Annotated in this window: 21 protein-coding genes and 2 pseudogenes; 7 read left to right on the forward strand and 16 right to left on the reverse strand. The window is 60.1% G+C overall.

The genetic code is table 11. The annotated features are described in order from the left end of the window. Positions 1-103: 103 nt before the first annotated feature. The 5 genes and pseudogenes from AC0V7N_RS29810 (at position 104) to AC0V7N_RS29830 (ending at position 6046) form a co-directional block, all read left to right on the forward strand. On the forward strand, positions 104-1222 hold the full coding sequence (locus AC0V7N_RS29810; protein ID WP_496627452.1) for a glycosyltransferase: 1119 nt from the start codon (positions 104-106) through the stop codon (positions 1220-1222). 1 nt (position 1223) lies between these two features. After that, positions 1224-2340 (forward strand): annotated as a pseudogene (locus AC0V7N_RS29815) (glycosyltransferase). A 226-nt stretch (positions 2341-2566) separates the two neighbouring features. Continuing rightward, on the forward strand, positions 2567-3223 hold the full coding sequence (locus tag AC0V7N_RS29820) for a glycosyltransferase family protein (RefSeq protein ID WP_475451766.1): 657 nt from the start codon (positions 2567-2569) through the stop codon (positions 3221-3223). Next, positions 3196-4878: a glycosyltransferase gene (locus AC0V7N_RS29825; RefSeq protein WP_475460548.1), complete on the forward strand. Its 1683-nt coding sequence runs from the start codon at positions 3196-3198 to the stop codon at positions 4876-4878. Before AC0V7N_RS29820 ends, AC0V7N_RS29825 begins: the two co-directional genes overlap by 28 nt. A gap of 175 nt (positions 4879-5053) precedes the next feature. Next, entirely contained in the window at positions 5054-6046 is a 993-nt protein-coding gene (locus tag AC0V7N_RS29830; RefSeq protein WP_475451768.1) for a glycosyltransferase, read from the forward strand. A 122-nt stretch (positions 6047-6168) separates the two neighbouring features. Here the strand turns inward: AC0V7N_RS29830 and AC0V7N_RS29835 are convergent, their stop codons facing one another. Continuing rightward, the gene (locus AC0V7N_RS29835) at positions 6169-7761 is read right to left on the reverse strand and encodes an FkbM family methyltransferase (RefSeq protein WP_475451769.1); all 1593 of its coding nucleotides are present in this window, start codon (positions 7759-7761) and stop codon (positions 6169-6171) included. 397 nt (positions 7762-8158) lie between these two features. On the opposite strand from AC0V7N_RS29835, the gene AC0V7N_RS29840 reads away from it, so the two are divergent. Next, complete coding sequence (locus AC0V7N_RS29840) at positions 8159-9790, forward strand: glycosyltransferase (RefSeq protein ID WP_475451770.1); 1632 nt, start codon at positions 8159-8161, stop codon at positions 9788-9790. 34 nt (positions 9791-9824) lie between these two features. Here the strand turns inward: AC0V7N_RS29840 and AC0V7N_RS29845 are convergent, their stop codons facing one another. From AC0V7N_RS29845 to AC0V7N_RS29855, 3 genes are all read right to left on the reverse strand, one after another. Further along, the gene (locus tag AC0V7N_RS29845) at positions 9825-10610 is read right to left on the reverse strand and encodes a hypothetical protein (protein WP_475451772.1); all 786 of its coding nucleotides are present in this window, start codon (positions 10608-10610) and stop codon (positions 9825-9827) included. A 188-nt stretch (positions 10611-10798) separates the two neighbouring features. Then, entirely contained in the window at positions 10799-11539 is a 741-nt protein-coding gene (locus tag AC0V7N_RS29850; RefSeq protein ID WP_475451773.1) for an ABC transporter ATP-binding protein, read from the reverse strand. Positions 11540-11547: 8 nt separating this feature from the next. Beyond that, entirely contained in the window at positions 11548-12357 is an 810-nt protein-coding gene (locus AC0V7N_RS29855; protein WP_475451774.1) for an ABC transporter permease, read from the reverse strand. 205 nt (positions 12358-12562) lie between these two features. Here AC0V7N_RS29855 and AC0V7N_RS29860 point away from each other — a divergent pair, with 205 nt between their 5' ends. Beyond that, positions 12563-13351, forward strand: coding sequence for a hypothetical protein (locus AC0V7N_RS29860; RefSeq protein ID WP_475451776.1), 789 nt, complete (start codon positions 12563-12565; stop codon positions 13349-13351). A gap of 102 nt (positions 13352-13453) precedes the next feature. Here AC0V7N_RS29860 and AC0V7N_RS29865 read toward each other — a convergent pair whose 3' ends face one another. The 12 genes and pseudogenes from AC0V7N_RS29865 to AC0V7N_RS29920 all read right to left on the reverse strand — a co-directional run bounded on the left by AC0V7N_RS29865 (position 13454) and on the right by AC0V7N_RS29920 (position 25268). Continuing rightward, positions 13454-14698, reverse strand: coding sequence for a methyltransferase domain-containing protein (locus AC0V7N_RS29865; protein WP_496627453.1), 1245 nt, complete (start codon positions 14696-14698; stop codon positions 13454-13456). Positions 14699-14746: 48 nt separating this feature from the next. Next, a complete protein-coding gene (locus tag AC0V7N_RS29870; RefSeq protein WP_475451779.1) occupies positions 14747-15703 on the reverse strand; it encodes an NAD-dependent epimerase/dehydratase family protein in 957 nt (318 codons plus the stop codon). A gap of 21 nt (positions 15704-15724) precedes the next feature. After that, positions 15725-16714, reverse strand: coding sequence for a GDP-mannose 4,6-dehydratase (gmd, locus tag AC0V7N_RS29875; RefSeq protein WP_496627454.1), 990 nt, complete (start codon positions 16712-16714; stop codon positions 15725-15727). 109 nt (positions 16715-16823) lie between these two features. Next, complete coding sequence (locus AC0V7N_RS29880; protein WP_475451780.1) at positions 16824-18239, reverse strand: mannose-1-phosphate guanylyltransferase/mannose-6-phosphate isomerase; 1416 nt, start codon at positions 18237-18239, stop codon at positions 16824-16826. 3 nt (positions 18240-18242) lie between these two features. After that, positions 18243-19616, reverse strand: coding sequence for a phosphohexomutase domain-containing protein (locus tag AC0V7N_RS29885; RefSeq protein ID WP_496628036.1), 1374 nt, complete (start codon positions 19614-19616; stop codon positions 18243-18245). Between the two features lie 168 nt (positions 19617-19784). Next, on the reverse strand, positions 19785-20012 hold the full coding sequence (locus AC0V7N_RS29890; protein ID WP_475451781.1) for a sugar phosphate nucleotidyltransferase: 228 nt from the start codon (positions 20010-20012) through the stop codon (positions 19785-19787). Positions 20013-20104: 92 nt separating this feature from the next. Beyond that, on the reverse strand, positions 20105-20992 hold the full coding sequence (gene rfbD / locus AC0V7N_RS29895; RefSeq protein WP_475451782.1) for a dTDP-4-dehydrorhamnose reductase: 888 nt from the start codon (positions 20990-20992) through the stop codon (positions 20105-20107). Then, positions 20989-22059, reverse strand: a complete 1071-nt coding sequence (gene rfbB / locus AC0V7N_RS29900; protein WP_475451784.1) for a dTDP-glucose 4,6-dehydratase — start codon at positions 22057-22059, stop codon at positions 20989-20991. The genes rfbD and rfbB overlap by 4 nt, the downstream gene beginning before the upstream one ends. Then, positions 22059-22610 carry a dTDP-4-dehydrorhamnose 3,5-epimerase gene (gene rfbC, locus AC0V7N_RS29905; RefSeq protein WP_496627457.1) on the reverse strand — a complete coding sequence of 184 codons (552 nt, stop codon included), beginning with the start codon at positions 22608-22610 and terminating at the stop codon, positions 22059-22061. The genes rfbB and rfbC overlap by 1 nt, the downstream gene beginning before the upstream one ends. Positions 22611-22613: 3 nt before the next feature. Beyond that, positions 22614-23495, reverse strand: coding sequence for a glucose-1-phosphate thymidylyltransferase RfbA (gene rfbA, locus AC0V7N_RS29910; protein WP_475460551.1), 882 nt, complete (start codon positions 23493-23495; stop codon positions 22614-22616). An 82-nt stretch (positions 23496-23577) separates the two neighbouring features. Beyond that, a pseudogene (locus tag AC0V7N_RS29915) lies at positions 23578-24613 on the reverse strand (NAD-dependent epimerase). Between the two features lie 64 nt (positions 24614-24677). Then, positions 24678-25268, reverse strand: a complete 591-nt coding sequence (locus tag AC0V7N_RS29920) for a biotin transporter BioY (RefSeq protein WP_172231271.1) — start codon at positions 25266-25268, stop codon at positions 24678-24680. Between the last annotated feature and the right edge of the window lie 82 nt (positions 25269-25350).

Raw genomic sequence — 25350 nt, forward strand, 5'->3', positions numbered from 1 at the left:
GAAGTGCCGGCGATAGGCATGAAAAGGTGGGGGGCAACCCTGATATCACGGCAGAAGTGCTCGCTACCTGCACCGCACGCAGTTCATTGTACTCAGATCGTAAATGAAAATCGGAATCGACGCACGCAACCTTGTACCTGGCCTCACGGGTATCGGAAGATATGTCGTCGAGATGACGCGGGCGCTCGTCGCGGCCGGACACCGGCCAATCCTCTATCTGCCGGAGCCGTCGGCCAACGCACTTGGCGAGTTGGCTGGAGCCGACATGCGCGTCGCGGCTTTTCCAGGCGCTGTCGCTCGCATGATCTGGTCGCAAACGGCGCTACCACGCGCTGCGGTCAACGACGCGGTCGACATTTTTTGGGGTCCGGCCCACAGGCTTCCCTTCCGTCTACCGGCGCCGATGCCACGGGTGGTCACCATTCACGATCTGGTTTGGGCCTATGCGCCCGAAACCATGCGTTGGCAGACATGGGGCGCGGAGCGCGCCTTTGTCGGCTCAGCAGTGCGCCGGGCTGATGCAATTGTCGTGGACTCCAATTCAACGATGGGGGCGCTCCGTGAGCGGTACCCTGGCGTGGAAGCTCCAGTGACAACGATCTATCCCGGTTACACCCGCCTCGTGCCGGGCGACATTGCGGCCGTGCGCACGCGTTTTGGAATCGACCGGCCCTATCTGCTGTTTGTGGGGACCCTTGAGCCACGCAAGAACCTCATTCGCCTTTTGGGGGCCTGGGCCAGCCTCGGCCCGGAGGTCCGTTCCGGACATCTGCTGGTTATCGCCGGTGGGCAGGGTTGGCACCTCGGCGATCTCCGATCTCGCCTGGCGGATCTCGGTATTTCCGACCAGGTGCGGCTCACCGGGTACCTGGATGACACCGATCTGGCATCGCTCTATGCTGGAGCTCGAGCCCTTACGATGCCGTCGCTCTATGAAGGGTTCGGCTTGCCCATTCTGGAGGCAAACGGCTTTGGGGTACCGGTTCTGACCTCCAACGTCTCTTCAATGCCCGAAGTTGCCGGCGAAGGCGCCCTGCTGGTCGATCCGCTGTCAGTGAGCGACCTCACCGCAAAACTGCAGCAACTGCTTACCGACGATCGCGACCTTGCACGACGGGCCGCGACCGCCAAGGCTAATGCGGCGCGTTTCGACTGGCATCTCAGCGCAAAGCGTTTGATTGAGGTTTTCGACCAGGCCATTGCCAAGCGGAAAAGCCGCTGACATGCGCGTCCTCCACTTTTTCAAGACGTACTGGCCTGACACGTTCGGCGGCATGGAACGAGCAATCCATGCAATCGCCTGTGGAACGTCGAAACTGGGCGTGGAGCCAACAGTGCTTTCACTCAGCCGCAAGCCGGAGGAGAACAGCGTCTTCTTCGACGGGCATTGGGCCTACAAGGCACGGCTCGATCTGGAGATCGCTTCGACGGGTTTCTCGCTCGGCGCCTTCAAGCGCTTCGGCGAACTGGCGGCGCAAGCCGACGTCATTCACTATCACTTCCCCTGGCCCTTCATGGACCTGGTTCATTTCGGCATGCGGGTGCGAAAGCCAACCGTGGTCACCTATCAGTCCGATATCGTCAAGCAGAGCACGCTGCTGCAGGTCTATCGTCCGCTGATGCATCTCTTCCTCAACAGCGTTGACCGCATTGTCGTGGCCTCGCCCAACTATCTCGAAACGAGTGGGGTCCTGCGAGGACAGCGTGCCAAGACAATCGTCATCCCGAACGGCCTGGACCCGAATGACTATCCGGCTCCCACCGAAGCACGGCTGCAACAATGGCGCGCGCGGTTTCCCGGCAGGTTTTTCCTGTTCACCGGTGTGCTGCGTTATTACAAAGGCCTGCATGTGCTGATCGAGGCGGCGCGCCTGAGCGGCTATCCGGTGGTTATTGTCGGTTCAGGTCCGATGGAGCAGGCCCTGCGCGGTCAAGCTGACGCAAGCCGGCTGTCGAATGTGCATTTCGTCGGCGCGCTGGAAGAAGAGGACAAGATCGCGCTTCTGACGCTGTGCAGCGGAGTCGTCTCTCCCATCCCATCTGCGCTCGGAAGCTTTTGGGTTGTCTCTTGTCGAAGCAGCGATGTTCGGCAAACCGATGATCTCCTGCGAGATCGGCACGGGCACGAGTTTTATCAACCTGGACAAGGTGACGGGATTGGTCGTCCCAGCCGCCGATGCGCCGGCCTTGGCCGCCGCCATGACTCAGATGTGGAATGACACGGACATGGCGCAACGCTTCGGGCAAAATGCAGTAGAGCGATACGAGGGCCTGTTCACGTCTGAGAAAATGGCGATCTCCTATATGAATCTCTACCAGTATCTCATGAAGAATATCTAATACTTCTCCGGCAACAGCAAATAAATCCCACGTCATCGTGCCTTTTACGCCACGAGACCAAAGCGATAGCCAAGCTTCTTCTCGACCCTTATATTAATCAGGACTAATCATCGAATCGATTTCCGGGTGGCCTCTTCCCATAGGCGCGACATCCCAGGCCCTTTTCGCTTGTCATCTTCCGTTTGCAGCGAGTAGGAAGTGAGCTACGACGGGGTTGGGTTGCGGCATGGACAACTGCGAAATTGTATTCGATTTGAGATGCCTGCAAGACCCTTCCTATAAGGATCGCGGCGTCGGCAAGTTGTCGGCGAATCTGGTCAGGGCTGTCGGCCACCTTCGCGAAAGAGTTGATGTGTCGACCCTCGGGCTGGTTGATCCCGCCTTGCCACCGCTCGAGGATCGTTTCCTACATCTCGTCGATCAGGTTCGCAGCAACGCCTATCTGGGCGCCAAAGGATGTTCGACGGTGTTCTTCGAACTGTCCCCTATGACCCATGACCCGTTCTTCCTGGGTCGCATCGTGAACGATCCCGACATTCTCAAGCTCGCGATTGTCTACGACTTCATTCCGCTGATGAAGCCGGAACGTTACCTGCCAACGGCTTCCAATCGCCTCGACTATCACACCCAGCTCATTTGGCTTTCTCGCTACGATCATTTCTTTCCCATCTCGCAGCATACATCCGACGAACTCCGGCGCATTCTCGGCGTAAACCCGACGCGCATTACGAAGACCGGGGCACCGATAGACAGCGCGTTCGAGCGCGCCGACACTTCGGGGCGGCGGGAAGATCCTCCGCGCGCTATGTTCTTGCCTGCGGCGGAGCCGAACCTCGCAAGAATGTCGAATGCCCTATCCTCGCTCATGCCGGAAGCGCCGTGATGCAGGACGCCGGCATTCAGCTCGTGGTCACCGGGAATTACCCGCCGGTTTGGCAGGCAATCTTGCGCGACCTGTACACCGGCAATGGCGGCAGGTCCGAGCTTCTTGTTTTCCCGGGTTTTGTCGACGAAGATGAACTCGTATCGATCTACCGCGGCGCGCTCTGCACGGTCGTTGCAACGTACATGGAAGGGTTCTCGATTCCGGTCGTCGAGGCAATGGCGGCTGGCTCACCGGTAATCGCGTCTTCCATCCCTGCTCACAGGGAACTGATCGGGCGCGACGATTTGATGTTTTCTCCCGACAGCGCGGAGGAACTCAGACAGAAGCTCGAAGCGATTGCCGTCGATCAAGCGGAGCGCGGCAAGATTATCCAGGATCAGTCGACACGGTGGCAGCGGTTTCGGGCCGACCAAATCGCGGCGGAATTCTGGTCGACGGTGGGCGATTTGGTTACGCGTCGTCATCCGAAGCCCACCGGCATCCTCAGAGGCGCGCGTCCACAAATTGCATTCCTCAGTCCGATGCCGCCTGATCAATCCGGTGTTGCTGACTATTCCGCCGCAACAATCAGGGAACTCGGGAAACTGGCCGATGTCCATGTGTTCTCGAAACATGTGCCTGTGACCGCACCTGACGGAGCAGCATCGGCGCAGCAGATCACCACCCTTCCGTGCTTGTCTTCGGGCTTTGATCGAGTGGTTGGAGTGGTAGGGAACTCATATTTTCATCTGGAGGTGTTCCAGCTACTTGAACGGTATGGCGGAGCTTGCATCGAACACGACAATCGCCTCCTCGGCTTCTACGGAAGTCTCCTGGGTTCGCCGCGCGCTTGCGCGGTTGCGGAGCGTGAACTCGGGCGATCCGTGACCGCGGAAGAGGTCGGCTCCTGGCTGCAAGATGAATCGAGGCTGCCAGCAACATTTCTCGGCGAAATCGCCGAATGGGCTTCACCGATGTTCGTTCACTCGCGCGTGACGGCTCGGATCGTTCAAGAGCGCTTTTCCAAAATGGCGATCTATCTGCCCTTTTCGATCTATCGGCAGTGGGAGACCGATCCCACCGATCGAAGGCTAAAATCAGCGGCCAGACTGAGGCTTGGCATCGCCAAGAAAGAATTTGCGATCATATCGCTTGGTTTTGTCCACTCCAATAAAGCGGCCGAGGAGTGCATTTGGGCTGTTGACCTTCTGCGCAGCTGGGGCATTCCCGCAAAACTGTATTTTGTTGGCGGATTTGCATCGGATGAGGGTCCGTTCAGGGATTTGGTTTCCAACGTCGGCTTGGCAGATCATGTCGTGTTCTCAGCCGACTTTGTCGGCGAGGTGCAATATCGAGACTATCTGCTTGCAGCCGACGCCGCGGTTCAGCTGAGAACCCACTTCTTCGGAGGCTTGTCCGGTGCGCTGCTCGACTGTATCGCCGTTGGGCTGCCCACCGTTGCAAACGAGGACTTGGCGCTGGCAATGGAGGGGCCGACATTTGTTTCTACCGTACCGGATCACCCGAGCCCGGTTCTGATCGCGGAAGCGCTGGCCAAGATCAGCCAGATAGGTGCCAATCGGTCCCAATTTGACGAGACGCGGCGACAATACTGCGACGTTCACAGTTTCAAAAACTACGCGCAGCAACTGTGCGAGGGACTTGGATTCTGAGACTGTCGCCAAAGACCGTAAGAGAAGCGAATTGTCACGAACCCCAATCTTTGTCGATCTGACCGAGTTGACGACCCATCCGTTGCGCACGGGTATCCAGCGGGTAGAACGCGAGATCTTGCGCAGGTGGAGCGGTCCGCGGCCGCTCGTCCCGTGTCGGTTCGACTCGGAGAAATTGGGTTTTCGCGCGCTCCCGGACGCGGTGGTGGAGATACTCACCCGTGACGGCAAGCACTCAGTCGAGGACGAAAGAGAACGACTTCTGCCACATCTCCGCAAGGGCACCCCGATTTCCACGACCGATCTGAAAGCCGGCCTGCACAACCCCGAGGTGTTTTTCGATGCGCAACGTGCCGAAGCATACCGGGCTCTGTGCCATGAGGGCACCGCATCGGTCAGTTGGCTGGTGTACGATTTCCTGCCCTATCTTCATCCGCAGGACTGGGAGCCGCGCACGACCGGGCGACTGATGCATTATCTGCGCGCGCTTCGCGAAGTACCGCGCGCTGCGTTTATCAGCGAACAGACCCGCCGCGAGTACGTGCATCGCGTCATCCGAAAGGTTGGTCGCGCAGGTCCCGCGATCCCGCTGGGCGGCGATGGCGTAGCGATGTCCCGGCAAACGTTCGACGCCCAGAAACGAATGTTCACATATGTCGGGACAATCGAGCCCAGAAAAAACGTTGCCGATATTCTCGAGGCCTTTGAGCTGCTTTGGCAGCAAGATATCGACGTCGAATTGACCATCATTGGTCGGATGGAAAGCCGATCGACGCGCGAGCCTGTGATCCTGGAACGCCTCAAGGCCGAACCGCGGTTCAGGTATCTGGGTCATGCAAGCGATGATGCGATCAGGCAAACCCTGGAAAAAACGCGAGCAACCCTGTTCGTCAGTTCACTGGAGGGCTTTGGCATTCCGCCCTATGAAAGCCTGGCAAGCGGCATTCCGGTCATCGCATCGGCAAACCTGCCAAGCCTCGACGTGCTGCCACCAGGCGGCCGTGTCATCCTCGACGAGATAAGCCCCAACGCGATTGCGAGCGCGGTGCATCAACTGCTTGACGATCCGTTCGCGGAAAGGCTTTGGGATGAGGTGACGAGACTGCGAATACCGACTTGGGACGGGTTTGTGCGCAAACTTGCAGCGTGGCTGCACGGCGCAGGCTAGAGCAGTTCACCGCTTCACGGAAACGGCGACCCGCTCTAACTCTTTGTTTTGACGCAATTCCCCAGGGAAGGCGCTACCCGCTTTTCCCGAGAAAACCGTTTCACGCTTTTCCTGAAATTGCTCTAACGGCCTCGCGGCGGGTTTGACGCTATCGTCAGAGCCAGTGCCTCCAAGCTCCTCACGAGTTGAGCCTGCTCTTGTCGCAATGCCTGGATGTCATCCGAGCGTGCATGATTTTCCAGGTTCCTCGCGAGCTGAGCCTGCTCCTGTCGCAACGCCTGGATGTCATCCGAGCGTGCATGAAGGGTCTCATATGAGCGATCGAGGTGTTCCTGGACGGGTTGCAACAGAAATGTTCTGGTCCGCCACATGACTGGACGCACGAAAGGCCTGAAAAGGGCCTTGTAGACGCCGAGAGCGCCCTTCTTCACAGTTGAGCGCAGGCGACCTGGAGCAGGGCTGGAGGGCGGCTCAGAACTAGCCTGCGAAACCATGGAACTCTCCGTAGGAGTGATATCAATCGCATTATCACGACCGACAGCATGATGAAACCGGCGCAAAAGCCGCGCCAAAGGCAGAACGCTCCCCAAGGCGCGGGGCGCCCCATCATCGCGAAGCTCAAGGACGAGGCGATCGTAACGTACGGCAAGAGAGGTCGCAGAAGCGCGTGAATGACGCTCCTGCTCCAACTGTCCGGACAGGGCAGCAATATGGGTCGCCTGACGCCTGCTGTCCTCCTCCGCCCGCTCGCGTTCTTGCTCCAGCTGCTTGGACAGAGTTGCCGCTTGGGCTGTCAGGCGCTTGCGTTCGGCCTCCGCCTGCTTTTGTTCCCGCGCAAGGCGTTTGGTCAGAGCCGCTGCGTGGACTGTCAGACGCTGGCTTTCAGCCTCCGCCTGCTCGATTGCCGCCGTGAGCTCAACCGATCGTTTTTGAATTTCCGCGCTCTCTTGGCGTTGGGCTTCGCATTCTGCGGAAAATTGATCTCGCTGCGCAATGATCTCGCTGCGTTCGGCCGTCAGCTGTTCCACGGCTACGCTCAAATGCCATTGTTCGAATGTAACATGGCCATCGAGAACGTTTACCGGCACATGGAAGTGGCGGAGCAGCTCTTTGCTCTCGGCCCTCACGTAAAAGACATTGATGCCGTCGAAATACGCACGCAAGAACCCGCTCGCGAGCAGAGCAGGCTCCCAACTCTGATTGACGAGCTCGTTCGACCACGGCGCAGTTGCTTCGATCACCAGCACCAGCGGTCGAATCAAGCTCCAGTCTGTCGCTCGAATGATTGCAGCTTCCGACCCTTCCGCATCGATCTTGAGAAAGCTGATCTCTTGTCCGATGGCATGCTGGGCGACGAGACCGTCCAGCGTCACAGCCCGAACTCGAAGCATCTCCCCTTCGCCGTCCGCCATGACCGGCTCTTCGGCCACTTTGGACATGCCGGGATCGGATTGATTCTGGAAGAAATCAACTTCACCGTCCTGATCTGTGACCACGGCCCTAACATTCGTGTCACGCGATCGTTCCCGCGCCAACTCGTCGAAAACCGCTCCCGGTTCGACGTTTATGCCGGACCATCCGCGATCGTAGAAAGTTTTGGTGACGGATCCTATGGTTGGGTGATAGGCGCCGATGTCGATATAGAAACCGGTCGCGGCGTCCTTGAAAACGCGCTCGAGCAAAACGTCTTCACAATTTTGGGCGTAGCTGATCATTGCGGGCGCTGCCGGCGGGGGCGTTGCGTCGGCGCCCATGGTTTTTCCGTGCATTTCATTCGAATCGAAAAAGCTCCATTGGCCCCGCAGCCTCGCTGTTGTCTAACTTAGCTGAAGCCGTTTGACATCAGGGGGAAACTCGCAACCGAGGCAGGTCTGCAGCCCCCCTGGTCGCATGCTGCCGTGTCCGAAAATTGTCGAACTGTTTGCTGAAAACGAGACATCGGCTAAAAACCTGCCAACGGATCGGGATTGTCCTCCCTTGCGCGGTTTCGCGATCTGCACGGCGCCACGGTCGGGTAGCAATTTCCTGTCATGGCGTCGATAAGTTATAGAGTTGGCGCGGTGCGCCGGGACTGCCTGAGCGGACAGTTCGTCGTAGGGAGCCTGCCGATCCATGACCTTCGAACAGCCGCTGACGGTCCTGATCGCCAACATTTATCTGACAGGCCGATCGGGGACCGAGATCGTCACCCGGGAAGTTGCCTTCGCCCTCATGCGTGCCGGGCACAGACCGATCGTTTATGCCCCCGGGCTGGGACCGATCGCGGAAGAGATCCAGGCTCGTGGCATACCTGTCACCGACGACATCTCGACCATCGCCGCAGACATTGACATCATCCACGGCAACCACACCCAGGTTACCGCGATCGCCACGGCGCGCTTCCCGAATGCCCCGGCCGTTTACTTCGCACACGACTTCGTCGCCTGGCACAGCGCCCCACCGCTTCTCGCCAACATCCGCAAATACGTTGCCGTCGACGACACGGTTGCCGAGCGGCTGCAGTTCGAAGCCGGCATTCCGGCCGACCGTATTGTCACGCTGCTCAATGCCGTCGACACCGACCGTTTCGTCCCCGGCCCGCCGCTGCCGGAGCGTCCGCGCCGAGCCCTGGCTTTCGCCAAGAACACGCAGCATTTGCACGCGGTGCGCGCCGCCTGCGCGGAGCGGGGCATCGAACTGGATGTGATAGGAGCCTCCATCGGCAGCATCGTGAGTGAACCCGAGATCCTGCTGCCGCAATACGACCTCGTCTTCGCGTCGGCGCTAAGCGCCCTTGAAGCCATGGCATGCGGACGCGCAGTCATCGTCTGCGACGGCCGCGGCCTTGCCGGAATGGCTCGGTCCGACACTTGGGATGGATGGCGGCGGCGCAACTTCGGACTGCGGGTGCTGCAACAGCGCCTGTCGACCGAGGCGGTTGCAGCCGAGATCGACCGCTACGATGCCGTCGATGCAGCGGAAATCTCGAGCAGAACCCGCCAAGAGGCAGGCATGTCAAAATGGCTGAACGCTTGCCTGTCGCTCTATCGCGAAGCACTGAGCCAACACCGCGCCTCACCTGCGGACAAGGACGAATTGAACCTGTCGCTGGCGCGTCACATGCAGACCTGGCTGCCGAAGCCTGGGCCGATATGGCCGTGGATGACGGAGCGTGAGGATCTGCTGGCGCGGCTGGCTCGCATGCGGGCCGAGTTGGAGCAGGCCGAGATGATGACGCAGGCCGCGTTGGAACAGGCCAAGCTGGCGCAGGCCGAGCTGGAGCGAGCCGAACCGGAACAGGGTGGGCTGGAACCGGTCGAGGCGAGCAAGGCGGTATCGTTCGCCCAGGCCGACGGTCCCCAAAGATTTGTGCGCCTGACGGGATTCTCCGCGGTTGAACATTGGGGAGTCTGGACTGACGGCGACCTGGCGACAGTCGAATTCAAAATATCCTCCGCGGCTGCGCCGACCTGGTTAAGACTGGGTTTGGTGGCTTTTCTTCATGAGAACCATCCGGAAGTGGCCGCTGAACTCTTCATCAACGGAGTGTGGATTGAACGGCGGGTGTTTGGATCGGCCACGCCCGGTGCACCGCTTTTCCTTCAGCAAGACTGGCAGGTGGCGTTGCCGCCCGATGCTGCGCTGGCCCGCAGTCTCTCTGTTGGTCTGCGGATCGAGAATCCGGCAAGTCCGCTGGAGGTGGGGCTGTCAGACGATCGGCGGCGGCTTGGATTGGGGCTATGCCTGATCGAACTTGGCGAATGAGGTCCTGACTTCGGCCAGGACGCTCGTTCGGGATTCAGATCGCCAGTTGCCTGGCCAGCGGCTCGACGTGTTCCTTGAAGCGAAGCACCGTCTTGTAGTAGCCGCTTTTCACGCGCTCCGTGCCCCAACGCTCATAGGCCGGCGGCTGCTCGGAGCATTCTGAAATGTCCAGATGATAGTCGACCGGGGTGAGGTGTTCCACGCTGAAGCTCGTAAGGCCATGCGCCGCGCGCAGACGGTCGGCTTCCTCGGTCAATTCCGGATAATTGTCGACGGCCCTAAGCTTGCGGTCGAAGGCGCCGGCGTCGAGATGAAGCTCTATTCCCTCCCGCGTGGCGGTTTGGCGCCTCAGTGCAACCGCCTCGAGCGGAAATTCGAGATTGGGCAGATCGTGACCACTTCGCTCGTGCAGCCGCGCCAGCGCCGCGTTGACGAGCAGCCGACAGACATCATGCCCCGGATTGAACCCCTCGACCGCGTCGGCCGCGACATAGTCGATCGCCTCATCGACGAGGATCGCGGCTATTTCGTCAACGAGCACCCTGAACGTCTCCACTTCGCCGGTCAGAATGGCCCGGTAGAGATCGCGGTCCGCCATCCTGCCGAAGAACGTTGCCGCTGGACGCGCACCGGCGCCGGCCAGCACTTCGGCCGTGCGGTCGAGCCGGCCGGCATCGAGATGCCCCGAGCCGTCTGTCAGTACCAGGACCAGAGGCTTGCTGGTCTCCATCCAATGATGGACCCGCAATTCATGCCCCGGATGAGCAACGATCAATGCAGCCTTCCTGCCGCGCCACCAGCCTTGCTCGCTGCTAGCCATGAGACGCCGGTTCCGGCGGTGGGCTCGAGGCGGCAGTGACGGTGGATGCATCCCGTGCGGGCATTGCCTGGATCTCCATTATTTCTCCGTACATTTCATTCGAATCGTACGAGTTCCAGCGACCGCATGACTATTGATTGTTATTGTCTATCTCAACCGAGATCGTTCTACCTCCATTCGCAAAACTATCAACCGAAATAAGCTGGCAGAACCTCATTGGGGGGGCCGTCCATCCGCACACGACCATGTTCCATCCACAGAATGCGGTTGCAATTCTTTTGCAGCAGATCGCGCGAGTGGCTGGCAAGGACGAGTATCTTGGTCGTCTCCACGATCTCGCGCAGCCGCTTGTCGGCCTTCTGCTTGAAGTCCTCGTCGCCGGTTGAGAGCCATTCGTCCATGACAAGGATTTCCGGCCGGATCGCCGTGGATGTCGAGAAAGCCAGGCGAAGCTGCATGCCCGACGAGTAGGTCCGGAACGGCATGTCAAGAAAATCGCCCAGTCCGGTGAACTCGGCAATCCCATCGAATTGCTCGCGCAATTCGTTCGGCCGCATGCCCATCATCGCCGCGCGCAGCCTGATGTTTTCGCGGCCCGTTGCTTCCGGGTCGATACCCAGGGAGATGTTGATAAGGGATACGCATTCGCCGTGGATCACCGCCGACCCGCTCGTCGGCTTGTAGATGCCTGACAGCACCCGCAGCAGCGTCGTCTTGCCGGAACCGTTGTGGCCAACGAGGCCGATCCGGTCCCCCTCGTTCACAGAAAAGCTCACATCCTCCAGTCCGCGCACGATGACATGGCCATCAACCCGACGGTCGATCGCGCCTCCCGTGGCGACACTCAGCACCCTGTTCTTGAGAGAGCGGCTTGCCGCGTTGAAGACCGGAAATTCGACCGAGACACCGGTCAGTATGATTGAGACCATGGGAATGTTCAAAGCCAATACGGAATGCGATGACGATAACGGCCGAACAGCAACAGGGCGACCGTCCAGCCGACGATCGCAAACACGATGCACGCCATCCAGCTCGTCGCGGACGCAAGCTCGCCCAGCAGCGGGTCGCGCACGACGCTGATAAGGTGGTAGAAGGGATTGAGATCCAGCAACAGCCGCGAAATGCCCTCGGGCAGCGTTCGTGCCATCCACATCACCGGGGTCAGGTACATGATGACCTGCAGGAGATTCTGCATGACCTGCGTCATGTCGCGATAGCGGGCGCATAAGACACCCAGGATCACCATGATCCAGAGCAAATTGAGCGACAAGATGACAAAGCCCGGCAGCGCCAGGAAAACGTGCCATGTCGGCATGCGCCACAAGACCAGGAGAACGAGAGGATAGATGAGGATGTTGTGGCCGAGAATGATGGCGTTGCGGTAGAGCGTGCGCAGCACGTGCGTGAACAATGGCATGCGCACCTGAAGGATGATGCCTTCGGCCCCGATAAAGGTGGTGCACCCCTCGTTGATCGACGACGAAATGTACCCCCAGAAGATCAAGCTGACGCAGATGTAGGGCAGAAACTCCTGCATCGGCGCACGGAAGAGCGTGCCGAAGACGAGCCCGAGCGCGCCGATCAGAACGCCCATGTTGATGGTCAGCCAAAACGCTCCGACCCGCGAGCGCCGGTACCGCTGGGCCACGTCCTGCCAGCTGAAAGTTGTCGCCAGGTGGTGTTTCTTCAGCGACGCTCTTATGTCGGCGAAAGCCTCTGCGAGGACGCCTGTCTCAGTCGGCAGCATATGTCGAGATATCCCGATCGTGTGTTCTGCCCAGGCCCGGCGGTGTGCGACAGGTTCGATACATTATTGCCTCAAGGACATCAAGTTGATGGCTTTATCAAACTGGTTGAGCAAAGCGCGCGATTCGCACGACGCATTCAATGGAAGGCTTCTTACGAAATCGTCGGGTGAGGCTACAAGTGGCCGGCGCAGAAGGAAAAAGACTATGGTATCTCGCGTCAGAGGCTGGATCGAAAGGCGGGCACGCGCACGGTTGCAGGATCTCCCGATCTACTTCCAGCACATCCCGAAAACGGCCGGCGTTTCTGTCAGGACGTGGCTGCATTCCCACTACGGCGACCGCCTCTGCCCGGCTTGGCTTGCGGACGATTTGGTGATGCGTCCACCGGAAACGCTTCGCGACTACCAGGCATTCGCCGGCCACTTTCATAGCTATCTCAAGCAGTATCTTGGTCGCGACGTCGTGACGGTGACTGTCCTGCGGGAGCCCGTCGCCAGGACGCGCTCGCACTGGCACCATGTTCGCCGGGCGCGTGAGCACCCTCATCATCTCAGGGTATTGGGCCAAACCTTCACCGACTTCGTGATGGACGATCTTAATCGGGTTATGATCGAGGACTATCAGGCCCGGTACCTTATGAAACTGCCGCTCAACCTTGCGGTACTCGGCAGTCGCTACTCCGAGGCCGACCACGCACTGTTCGCCCTCTCCGAGGCGCTGGAGCAAATGTCACTGCCTCTGCTCAAGCCGGAGCTGCTGGAGGGGGCCAGGACAGCGCTCAAGGGTATGGCGGTCGTCGGAGTTACCGAGCGCCTTCACGACTTCCTTGTCCGAGTCGCAGAAGTCGCAGATATCCCTCCCCCCATAGCGACGGAGGTCCCTCGGGCGAACGGCACCGAACGGGACGACGCCGAGGAACTGCCGGAGGAAGCGCTTCGGAGACTGCGAGACCTCACGCGAATTGACCAGGAACTCTATGAAGCGGCCATTTGACTCCTCATGCCAGGCCGCATCATTTGATCACGACGCGGACGCGGCGCTGGACGGCGCCCAGAGCAGAGCTTTGTAAAAAGCACGGGCTCTCCAACTGCCGATCTAGATTATCTCTATCTCGGGGAACGGGAAAATAAACCGTCCGCCGTCGGCAAGATATTCGCGCTCACGACGCAGGATACCGTCCTTGAAATGCCAAGGCAGGACCAGAAAATAGTCCGGCTTCATCGCTCGCGCTTCGGCTTCGGAAATGATCGGTATGTGCGTCCCAGGCGTCATGCGGCCAAACTTTTCCGGATTGACTTCGGCGATGGCCGGGATTTCGGCTGACGTGAAGTTGCAGAATTGCAGGACGACATTGCCTTTGGTCGAGGCGCCGTAGCCCAGCACTTTCTTGCCGTCGGCCACGAGTGTCCTGATAAGACGTGACAGGTCGTCCTTGTGCCGGAACACGCGCTCCTCGAAGTCGCGAAAAGGCCGCGGCGTGGACAGGCCCATGCGGTCTTCCTGTTGCAGCAGCCAATCGATGACCGGTTGATCGGATCTGAGACTCGTGTTGCCCTTGTGGGTGGCCGTGACCGCGAAACTGCCGCCGTTGATGTTGTTCATAACAACGTTGACGACCTTGAGACCGGCCGCCTCCAGTATGTTAGCCACGACTCCGAGGGAGTAGTACTCGACATGCTCGTGGCAAATCGTGTCATAGGAGTTGAGGCGAAGCATGGACGGCATGTAGCTTTGTTCGAAATGCCAGATGCCGTCTTCGGCAAGGACCTCGGCCACCTGACGAGCAAAGGCGATAGGATCCTCAAGATCATAAAACATCGCAATGGATGTCACGATCTTGGCCCGCTTTTGTGAGATGCCACGATAGGCTTCGGCCGAGAAAAAGTCCGGCACCAGTTTCACATCGTCCGGATAATACTGCGCAAACTTCCTGCCCGTCGGATCGATGCCTATACGCGTCAACCCTGCGGTCGAATAGGCCTTGAGGGTCGTGCAATCGTTGCTTCCGATGTCGAGAACGACGTCACCGCCGCGTGGCGAGGCGAGCCTCTCCAGGAAGCGAACCTTGTGCGTCAAATGATCGACCATCGACTGGTTGAGACCCGAGCGATAGCCGTAATTGTCGCCGTACATTTCGCTCGGCTCATAGGAATGTCTCAGCTGCAGAAGTCCGCTGGAGGCAGACCAGACCAGCTCGAGCGGCCCTTTGGTCACAGGTTCAGACGCCGATTTGGGAAACACTCCGGTGAGCGCCTGCTCGCCGAGATTGAGCACGGAGACCAGATCCTTGGCCTTGCCGACACGGCAGGTCTCGATGGCGTGATACCTTACCTCATTCATGAATTCTGACTCTCAATTTGTTGGTGAAAGGGCATTGATTGCGGTTCTCTAAGCTTGGGCCACCCGTGCGCGGCAATCCTTCAGAACCGCGGCAAGGGCCTCCTCGAAGGAATGCTCCGGCACCCAGCCAAGACGCGTTCGGGCGCGGGTTGCATCCCCCACAATGGACGGCAGATCACTTGGTCGCAGCCGCAGCGGATCTTGTTCGGTGACGATCTTGACACTGCTCTGCGCCAAGAGCTGATCCAAAATATCCCCCATCCGCCATGAGATGCCAGATGCGACATTGAAGATGGTGTTTGGCTGGAGATCGTCGCTGTTCAAGGCGACGCGCGCATAAGCGCTGGCGACGTCTCGCGCGTCCAGGAAATCCCGCTCCGCGTCAAGATTGCCGACGCGAATGACCGGCGGGGCCAAACCTGCTTCAATCCGCGCGATCTGCATGGCGAAGGCAGGTACGGCAAATGCCTCGGTTTGCCCTGGTCCCGTATGATTGAAGGGGCGCAAACGAATGCATTTAAGGCCGTGACGGGAAAGCGCACCCAATGCGAGGTCGGCCGCGGCCTTGGTCACGGCATAGTCGTCCATCGGCGCAAGCAGCGCATTTTCATCAAGCGGCCGGCCAGCTTTCGCGCTCTCGCCATAGACCAGGCCCGACCCGACATAGAGCAACCAACATCCCGGTGCCTCCTCGAGAATGGCATGGGCCACGTTGAGCGCACCCTGGACATGGATGCGCCAGGTGTTTTCAGGGTCAGCCTGGGCGGCGCCAAGCGCGGCGACGGCCGCCAGGTGGACAACGTGGGTCGGCTTGTGACGGGCAATCGCCTCATGAACCGCGACCTTGTCCGTCACGTCGAGCGCAGCGATTTGACCGAACACGGGATGCGGTCCTGCGTCCTTGGAGGTCGCAATAACCGTCAGGTCGCGACCGCAGATGCTGTGCAACGCCTCATAGACATAGGGACCGACAAAGCCCCGTGCGCCCGTGATCAAAACTCGCATGCCGACCTCGCTAACCGCACCTCAAAGGTGTTGGTCACGTCTTACACGCTCAAGATCGGCTTCGACCATCTCGATGACGAGTTCCTTGAGGCTCGTCTTTGCCTCCCAGCCCAATTTCTCCTTGGCCTTGGTCGGATTGCCATGCAGGACTTCAACTTCCGCAGGCCGCAGGAAGCGTTCGTCGATGGAGACGTGATCCTCCATATTGAGACCGGCATGTTCGAAGGCGAGCTTGCAGAAGTCCCGAACGGAGACTGTCTTGCCCGTGGCGACCACATAGTCGCTTGCCGTGTCTTGCTGCACCATCAGCCACATGGCTTCGACATAGTCGCGTGCGTGGCCCCAGTCGCGCTTGGCGTCCAGGTTGCCGAGCGCCAGCTTTTCCTGCAGTCCAAGCTTAATGCGCGCGACAGCGTCGGTAATCTTGCGGGTGACGAATTCGATGCCGCGCAGGGGCGATTCATGATTGAAGAGAATGCCGCTCGACGCGTGGAGCCCAAAGCTCTCGCGATAATTGACCGTCATCCAATGTGCATAGAGCTTGGCCGCGGCATAGGGAGAGCGCGGATAAAAGGGGGTCTTTTCCGACTGGATGGGTTCCTGGATCAGCCCGAACATTTCCGAAGAGGATGCCTGGTAGAAACGGGTTTCGGGACACGTTATCCGCACCGCTTCCAGCACGTTGGCGGCGCCAATGCCCGTCACGTTGCCTGTCAAAAGCGGTTGCTGCCAAGACGATTTGACGAAAGATTGCGCGGCAAGATTGTAGACTTCGGCCGGACGAACGTCCTGGAGGACCCGGATGAGGCCGGAGAGATCGGTCAGATTGCCATCGTGAAGCACGATCTTGTCGGCGATTCCAAGCCATTTCAGCCGTGAACCGACCACATCGGCCGAGGCACTGCGCCGCAGAAGGCCGTGGACCTCGTACCCCTTCTCAAGCAGGAACTTCGAGAGATAGGCTCCATCCTGCCCGGTCACGCCGGTGATAAACGCTATTTTGGAATTCATGATGAACCTGTCTCTACTTTGTTGATCGCTATTTCAGGAATGCAAACCATCTGCCCGAAAACGGAAACTGTACCCAATTCGCAGACGTGCCCAATGGGTTGTCTTCAGGTTACGTGCGGCCATAAACATCATCGAAGCGCACGATATCGTCCTCACCGAGATATTCCCCGCTTTGCACTTCGATCATGACCAGCGGAAGAATGCCGGGATTTTCGAGGCGGTGCTTGTGGCCGCAAGGGATATAGGTGGACTGGTTGGTCGCCAGCAGGATCTCACTCTGGCCGTTGACGACCTTGGCAGTCCCGCTCACCACCACCCAGTGCTCGGAGCGGTGATGATGCGCCTGCAGGCTCAGGCGCGCGTTCGGCTTCACCTCGATCCGCTTGATCTTGAAACGCGGCCCCTCCTCCAGGACGGTGTAGGTACCCCATGGGCGATGCACGGTGCGATGCACTGTCGCTGCCTCATGCCCCTCCGCCTTGAGGCGGTTGTAGAGATCCTTGACCTCCTGCGCCTTGTCCTTGTGGGCAATCAGAAGCGCATCGGGCGTGTCGACGATCAACAGATCCGAAACACCGACAAGACCGACAAGCCGGTCTTCGCTGTGCACGTAGCAGTTCGTCGTGTCATGGAGCATGGTCTCCCCGGTCGTGCGGTTGCCGTTGTCGTCGGCTGGAACAAGCTTCGACAGAACGGTCCATGAGCCGATGTCGGACCAATCGAAGCTGCAGGGCACGAAACCCACGTTCTTTGCTTTCTCCATGACCGCATAGTCGATGGAAACAGCAGGAACAGCCGCGAAACCATCCTTGTCTATCTCAACAGTGATCCGGTCCGCGGCATCGCTTGTCCTGGCCGCATCGAGCGCCGTGCGCGCATTGGACAACACATCCGGACACAGTTCCTGCATCGCGGCGATCATGGAGCGAGCCGCAAAACAGAACATGCCCGAATTCCAGAAAAACCGACCGCTGGCGATAAATTGGGCCGCTCGTTCCGCATTCGGCTTTTCGACGAACCGAAGGACCGTATCTCCCTCGGCCTCGATATAGCCAAACCCGGTTTCAGGGCTCTCGGCCTTCATGCCAAACGTGACGATCCGTCCCGTGGCCGCGATCGCCGCCGCCTTCGCCACGGCCGCGCCAAAGCCGGCTTCGTCCATGATCAGGTGATCCGCAGGCAGCACAACCAGAACCGCGTCTGGATTGTCGCGGGCGACCTGCAACGCAGCGAGCGCGACCGCGGCTGCCGTGTCACGGCCGAAAGGCTCCAGCAGGAACGTGTTCCTTACACCTGGCGCCGCCACCTCCGCATACTCGTCCGCCGTCAGGAACAACAGATCGCGATTGGTGACCGTCACAATTTGATCAACGCCTGCAAGCCCGGCTGCACGGGCGTAGGTCCTGCGAATGAGGGTCCCGCCTCCCGGCAAGGGGATGAACGGCTTGGGGTGCAAGGCCCGCGAAATAGGCCAGAGGCGGGAACCGACACCGCCACTTATGATGACAGGAACGATATTGGTCAAAGTTCAGCTTTCCAGGATTTGAGTCCGGCTGAGGTCAAGACCCCAACCGAGCAATTCGTCTGCGCGGGATTCTGTCTTTGCCTCGATGTAGCACCGCAATTCGGGCGCGTTGCCTGACGCACGGAAGTGAACAACCTCTCCGTTGCGGGCGGTGATACGCACGCCGTCGCGATTGTCAATATCCGCCACGCCGCCCAGAACCTCGAAAAGAGTGTCGGCATAGACGGCATTCGTCGCCAGTCTCTTGAGGAAAGACGCGCTATTTTCCGCCGACACGCCTTCAAGCCGGCCACTTGCCGCGGCAAGGAATCCGAAACCGGCCGCGATCTCGGCGAGCGGGCGACCTGTCGCCGCAATCGTTGATAGCGCACAGAGAATTGGCAACAGCGAATCCCGGGTTCGCAAGGCCGCGAGCGTGCGGCCATCCTTCTCGACGGATGACCCCAGAAGAACGCCGCCATTTGCCTCGAACCCGACGACGCATTTTGCCCCTTGAGCGAGGGCCGCGCCGATACCTTCGATAACATAGGGCGAGCCTATGCGTGTGCGCACCACGGTTGCGAAATACCCGCAACGCTCCAAGGCAGAATTGGAACTGACTGGCGTGACGATGCAGTCGGCATCAAGAAAACGCGCCGTGATCGCGCCGATCAGGTCGCCGCGCACGAAACTGCCCTGCGCATCCGCCACAAGCGGCCGGTCGCCATCGCCATCAGCGGACACGATGGCATCGAAGGGCTCCGCCGCCGCCCAGTTTTTGAGAAGCGATAGATCCTCTTGCCTGAGCGCTTCGGTATCCACCGGAATGAAATGTGTGGACCTGCCGAGCGGCACCGCCTCGGCTCCCAACGCACGAAGGATATCGACGATGATGTCCCTGGCTACCGACGAATGCTGGTAGACCCCGACACGGACACCAGACAGGCTACCCGGCTGAAAGAACCCAAGAAAATGATCCCTGTAGCCTGCGGACGGTTCGGAGCCCAGTTGTACGGGTTCAACGGATGGCTGTGATCGGTCGGCTATCTGCAAGCCTGCGTGGATCGCCACAATTTCAAGCTCATCGCGCTTGTCGATCTCGCCGTCCGCCCGGTAGAACTTAAGCCCATTCCTGTCCTCGGGAATATGACTGCCGGTCACCATGATCGCCGGGGCTTTGCCTGCTGCATAAAGTGCGAGTGCTGGCGTGGGCAAGGCTCCGCAATCGACCGGCACCAAGCCGGCTTCGGCGATTGCAGCATGGACAATCCCCGCAATCTCGGGACTGGAAGAGCGAAGGTCGCGCCCAACAAGGATCTTGTCGCCCTCGCTCAATACACCACGCCCCACAAGCATGCGTGCGAAGGCAATTGTATAGGTGCGCGCCGGTGGTCCCATGAGCTCGCTGACGAGACCGCGCAGCCCGCTGGTGCCGAACTTCAAAGTCACTGATTGCTACCTTTTTCCGGGAATGCTGCCCCGGCACAAATTGCGGCAAGGGCCCTCACGTGCCGCAGCCTGCGACAGCATGAAGGCTGGCGAGCGAGAACGTCAGACTGCGCGTCGCTATAGATCAAAGCCAGCGACCTGATCTTCATATATAAGCAGTGTTTGCTTAGAGACCGCTAATATTATTGGGTACAGCCGGTTCTCATTGCCTCCAGCAAGGATGATCCCCTTCAAGAAGCTCTCCGTGAATTGCCAAGCCCCCACCTGACACCCAAGTTGCCCGTGCTTAGGTTTCACGCAATGGCTTGTCAATCTCGGACGCGGGACCGAGTTCGATTTCACCACGCTGCAGGGGATTCAGGCGACCACGGCCGTGAAAAGCTACGGAGCAAGCCTACCGAGTTCAGGCAAATCGAACGCTGATTGAAACCTCGAGCTCACTGACGATCCAGGATGCGGCGCACGACCCGCTCGGTGGATTTTCGCCATCCCGGCGCGCGCCATCCGAATACAGCCGCGAATTTCGCGCTCGACAGGCGCGAACTGGCGGGGCGCCGCGCCTTGGTCGGATAGTCCTTGGTGCCGATATCCCGCACCTGCGCCCAGGGACCGCCAGACGCCCGGCTGGTGTCCAGGATGTGACGGGCAAAGCCGCTCCAGTTGGCCTCGCCCGTGCCGGCCAGGTGATAGGTACCGAACGCACCAAAACTCTTGTCGTCATGCAGCATCGTTGCCGCATGCAGGATGGCGTCGGCGATATCGAGTGCCGAGGTGGGATTGCCCCACTGATCGGCCACCACCGAAATCTCGTCGCGGTCGGCGGCCAGCCGCAGCATGGTTTTGACGAAATTCTTGCCGAACGGGCTGTAGACCCAGGCGGTGCGCAGGATCAGGTGGCGCGGGCCGGCGGCGGCCACCGCCTGTTCGCCGGCGAGCTTGGAGGCGCCGTAGACGCCCAGCGATGCCGTCGCGTCGGTCTCGACATAGGCGTGGGAGGCGCTGCCGTCGAAGACATAGTCGGTCGAAAGATGGATGATGGGAACGCCGAGCCGCGCTGCAGCCTCAGCCACCTTGCCGGCGCCGGTTGCGTTGACCGCAAAAGCCAGGTCAGGCTCGTCCTCGGCCTGGTCCACGGCCGTGTAAGCGGCGGCCGAGACGACGATATCCGGCTTGCCCGCCGCGATGGCGTCGATGACGGTCTCGGGTCTTGCCAGGTCGAGTTCCGGACGGCCGATGGCGACGACCTCCACGCCGGCCTCTCCTTCGCCGGCCTCCAGCAGGCTCGCCGCGACCTGGCCGTCGCGTCCGGTGACGACGAGCCTCACGCGCCACCCTTGCGCGCTTCGCCCAGTCTTTCACCGGCGTAGCGCTGCTCGCGGATCGGCCCCCACCACCATTTGTTGTCGAGGAACCAGTCCACGGTTCTGGTCAGGCCGCTGTCGAAATTCTCCCTCGGCGCCCAGCCGAGTTCGCGGGCGATCTTGGAGGCATCGATGGCGTAGCGGCGGTCGTGGCCGGGGCGATCGGTGACGAAGGAGATCAGGTCGCGGTAGCGCTTGCCCCCGGCCCGGGGACGCCTGACATCGAGCAGATCGCAGATCGTCTCGACGACGGCGAGATTCGTCCGTTCCGAATTGCCGCCGACATTGTAGCTCTCGCCGGGCGTGCCCTTGGTGGCGACGAGTTCCAGGGCCCGCGCATGATCCTCGACGAACAGCCAGTCGCGCACATTGGCGCCGGCGCCGTAGACCGGCAGCGGTTTTTCATCGAGCGCGTTGAGAATGACGAGCGGGATCAGTTTTTCGGGAAAATGATAGGGGCCGTAATTGTTCGAACAATTGGAGAGCACGACCGGCAGGCCATAGGTCTCGTGCCAGGCCCGCACCAGATGGTCCGAGGCTGCCTTCGAGGCGGAATAGGGCGAGGACGGCGCGTAAGGCGTCTCCTCGACGAACATGCCGCCATCGAAAGGCAGATCGCCGAACACCTCGTCGGTGGAGACATGATGGAAGCGGAAGCGGCTTTTCCTGTCGTCGGCAAGGCCGCGCCAGTATTCGAGCGCGGCATTGAGGATCCGGTAGGTGCCGACGATGTTGGTCTCGATGAAGGCGCCGGGCCCGTCGATCGAACGGTCGACATGGCTCTCGGCAGCGAGGTTCATGACGATGTCGATATCGTCACGGCGCAGGAGATCGAGCACCGTCCTCTCGTCGCAGATATCGGCATGGGCGAAGCTGTAATTGTGCGCGTTTTCGATCGGCCGCAGCGAAGCCAGGTTGCCGGCATAGGTCAGCTTGTCGAGATTGGTCACCCGGTAGGCCGGATTGGCGCACAGATGCCGGCACACCGCTGAACCGATGAAGCCAGCCCCGCCTGTCACCAGAAAATTCATCAGGCAAACACCTCTGCGGCAGCAAGCATCGGCGCCTTGAGGTCCTTGTCCGAAAGCTGGAACCCGCCAGCGATGGACGGCCACTTGATGCCGATGGCGGGATCATCGAAACGGATCGAGCGCTCATGATCGGGCGAATAGGTGTCGGTGACCTTGTAGAGGACCTCGGTGTCGGGCACGAGCGTCACAAAGCCATGTGCAAAGCCCCTTGGCACCAGAATCTGGTTGCCCTTTTCGGCCGAAATCTCGTGAGCGATCCATTTTCCAAAGGTCTTCGAGCTGCGGCGGATGTCGACACAAACATCCAGAACCCGGCCGCGGATCACACGCAGCAATTTGTCCTGGGTGCGGGGCGCAAGCTGATAATGCAGCCCGCGCAGGACGCCCGCCGCCGCGGAATAGGAATGGTTGTCCTGCATGAAATGCAATTTTATTCCGGCCTGCGCAAAGCGCTCGGCATTGTATGTCTCCATGAAGAAGCCGCGTGCATCGCCATGCCGCTTTGGAACGATTTCCAGCACGCCTTCGAGGCCGAGGGACCTGATCTCCAACGCTCAGCTCTCCGACAGATCGGCGACGCGCCGGCGCAGATAGGCGGCATATTCATTTTTGCCCAACCGGGTTGCGCGTTGCAGCACTTCGTCTGCCGTCAGCCAGCCCTGCTCGAAGGCGATCTCCTCAGGGCAAGCAACCTTGATGCCTTGCCGGTGCTCGATCGTGCGCACGAAGGAAGAAGCGTCGTTCAGACTGTCATGGGTCCCGGTATCGAGCCAGGCATAGCCGCGCCCCAATCGGTGCACATGCAGCAGGCCGCGATCGAGATAGGCGTTGTTGACCGCCGTGATCTCGAGCTCGCCGCGGGCCGAAGGTCGAATGGACGAAGCGATGTCGACGACAGCGTTGTCGTAGAAATACAGCCCTGTGACGGCCCAGTTGGATTTCGGCTTTTGCGGCTTTTCCTCGATCGTGAGCGCGGTTCCGGTGGCCTTGTCGAAGGACACAACACCATACCGTTCAGGATCCTCGACGCGGTAGGCGAACACCGAAGCGCCGGTGTCGCGCGCAGCGGCGGTGCGGCAAAGCTGCGACAGCCCGTCGCCAAAATAGATGTTGTCGCCCAGGATCATCGACACGCTGTCCTTACCGATGAAGTCACGGCCGATGATGAAAGCTTCCGCGAGCCCATTGGGTTGCGGCTGCTCCGCATAGGAGATATCCAGCCCAAAATCCGATCCGTCGCCGAGTAAATCACGAAAAACGGGCAGATCTCGGGGCGTCGAAATAACCAGGATCTCGCGAATTTCCGCGAGCATCAGTACGCTCAGCGGATAGTAGATCATCGGCTTGTCGTATACCGGAAGAATTTGTTTAGAGACTGCCAATGTCAGCGGATAAAGGCGCGTTCCACTACCTCCCGCAAGGATAATTCCTTTCAAGAAGCTCTCCCTGACATGCCCAAATCCCCTCCGCAGCAGTGGTAGCCAAACTACACCCTGAAAAGCTGCTGCCAGCGCCCGCTTATATCCTAGAGTCGTTACCAAAATACGCCTGGTACCACTCGACGAACCGCCCTACCCCGTCGGACACCGACGTACCGGGGCCGATAGCCGACGGCGGCTTGCAGAGCCGAGGTGTCGGCGAAGGTGTCCGGCACGTCGCCGGCCTGCAGCGGCAAGAACTCGATGATGGCTTTGCGGCCAAGCGCGTTTTCCAGCGCCTCGACATAGGCGGTCAGCTTGACCGGATTGTTGTTGCCGATGTTGAAGATGCGCCACGGCGCGCTGCTCGTTGCCGGATCCGGATGACCGGAATCCCAGGCAGGGTTGCCGGCGGCAGGACTGTCGCTGGTTCGGATCACGCCTTCGGCGATGTCATCGACATAGGTGAAGTCGCGCGTGTGGTTGCCATTGTTGAACAGCTTGATCGGCTCACCGGCCAAGATGCTCCTGGTGAACAGGAACAGCGCCATGTCGGGACGCCCCCAGGGGCCGTACACGGTGAAGAAGCGCAGCCCGGTGGTCGGCAGCCCGAACAGATGACTGTAACTGTGCGCCATCAACTCGTTGGCGCGCTTGGTCGCGGCGTAGAACTGCAGCGGATGATCGGCGGGGCGGTGCTCGGAAAACGGCATGTCGGTGTTGGCGCCGTAGACGCTCGAGGTGCTGGCATAGGTGAGGTGCGCTATGCCGTCGCTGCGACAGGCCTCCAGCATGTTGGTGAAAGCGACGATGTTGCTTTCGACATAGGCGCGCGGGTTTTCCAGGCTGTAGCGGACCCCGGCCTGGGCGGCGAGATGGATCACCCGGTCGAAGGCGTGGTCGGCAAAGCAGCCGTCCACGATCTGTCTGTCGGCAAGATTGCCATGGATGAAATGATAGCCGGCATTGGTGCTTCGGCTCGCCTCGGCCAGCAGCCGCAGCCGCGCCTGCTTGATCGCGGGATCATAGTAATCGTTGACGCTGTCGATGCCGACAACCTCGTCGCCACGCTCCAGGAGCCGCCTGGCGACGTGATAGCCTATGAAGCCGGCGGCGCCGGTGACCAGAACCTTCATCAGAAGCGTCCGCCCTCGGGAATGGAGCCCTGACGTCTATGGCACGCCAAGCTTCCGACAGACCTCAGGAGCGCTTCAGCAGCGACCACACGGCCGGCACAAGGCTAGCCGCCAGCGCAACCTTGATGAGGTCGCCAACGATGAACGGCACGACGCCGAACTGCCAGGATTTTTCCGGGCCGATGAGCAGCGCCAGCCAGGCAAAGCCCATCGCCATCATCACCACTTCGGCAACCAGCATCGCATTGAAAAGCTTGATCGGGTGGCGATCCCAGCCGCGATCCGCAGCCCAGCCGACAATCGCCGCCATGACCACAAAGCCAGCGAGGTAGCCGCCGGTCGAGCCGAGCATGTAGGCAATGCCGACGCCCTTTTCCGGGGTACCCTGGAAGACCGGGAAGCCCATAGCGCCTTCAGCCATGTAGAGCAGCAGCGTGGCGACGCCGAGGCGCATGCCGAAGGCGGCGGCGATCAGCAAGACGGCGAGCGTCTGCATCGAGATGTCGACGGGGCCTAGCACAACCTTGGTCTTGGCCGACAGGGTCAAAAGCAGCGTTCCGGCGATCGCCAGCAAAAGCTGTGTTGCCAGTCGCGCCGCGCCTTCTTGCGGCAAAGCCAGAAAAACAAGCGGGCGCATCGTCGTTGCAGTTGCCATGGTCTTCCCCAATCCGATCTGTCGCGATCCGATAATCGCGGTCTCAGCGTTTTCCTATATTGGCTTGCGTGCTATGCGGCAA

This window comes from Mesorhizobium kamtschaticum (genome assembly GCF_056174585.1).

What these genes read in the sequence shown, in the direction of transcription:
- AC0V7N_RS29810 (WP_496627452.1), top strand. Translation starts at nt 104, where the DNA reads ATGAAAATCGGAATCGACGCACGCAACCTTGTACCTGGCCTCACGGGT.
- AC0V7N_RS29820 (WP_475451766.1), top strand. Translation starts at nt 2,567, where the DNA reads ATGGACAACTGCGAAATTGTATTCGATTTGAGATGCCTGCAAGACCCT.
- AC0V7N_RS29835 (WP_475451769.1), bottom strand. Translation starts at nt 7,761, where the DNA reads ATGATCAGCTACGCCCAAAATTGTGAAGACGTTTTGCTCGAGCGCGTT.
- AC0V7N_RS29840 (WP_475451770.1), top strand. Translation starts at nt 8,159, where the DNA reads ATGACCTTCGAACAGCCGCTGACGGTCCTGATCGCCAACATTTATCTG.
- AC0V7N_RS29845 (WP_475451772.1), bottom strand. Translation starts at nt 10,610, where the DNA reads ATGGCTAGCAGCGAGCAAGGCTGGTGGCGCGGCAGGAAGGCTGCATTG.
- AC0V7N_RS29850 (WP_475451773.1), bottom strand. Translation starts at nt 11,539, where the DNA reads ATGGTCTCAATCATACTGACCGGTGTCTCGGTCGAATTTCCGGTCTTC.
- AC0V7N_RS29855 (WP_475451774.1), bottom strand. Translation starts at nt 12,357, where the DNA reads ATGCTGCCGACTGAGACAGGCGTCCTCGCAGAGGCTTTCGCCGACATA.
- AC0V7N_RS29860 (WP_475451776.1), top strand. Translation starts at nt 12,563, where the DNA reads ATGGTATCTCGCGTCAGAGGCTGGATCGAAAGGCGGGCACGCGCACGG.
- AC0V7N_RS29865 (WP_496627453.1), bottom strand. Translation starts at nt 14,698, where the DNA reads ATGAATGAGGTAAGGTATCACGCCATCGAGACCTGCCGTGTCGGCAAG.
- AC0V7N_RS29870 (WP_475451779.1), bottom strand. Translation starts at nt 15,703, where the DNA reads ATGCGAGTTTTGATCACGGGCGCACGGGGCTTTGTCGGTCCCTATGTC.
- gmd (WP_496627454.1), bottom strand. Translation starts at nt 16,714, where the DNA reads ATGAATTCCAAAATAGCGTTTATCACCGGCGTGACCGGGCAGGATGGA.
- AC0V7N_RS29885 (WP_496628036.1), bottom strand. Translation starts at nt 19,616, where the DNA reads ATGGGACCACCGGCGCGCACCTATACAATTGCCTTCGCACGCATGCTT.
- rfbB (WP_475451784.1), bottom strand. Translation starts at nt 22,059, where the DNA reads ATGAATTTTCTGGTGACAGGCGGGGCTGGCTTCATCGGTTCAGCGGTG.
- AC0V7N_RS29920 (WP_172231271.1), bottom strand. Translation starts at nt 25,268, where the DNA reads ATGGCAACTGCAACGACGATGCGCCCGCTTGTTTTTCTGGCTTTGCCG.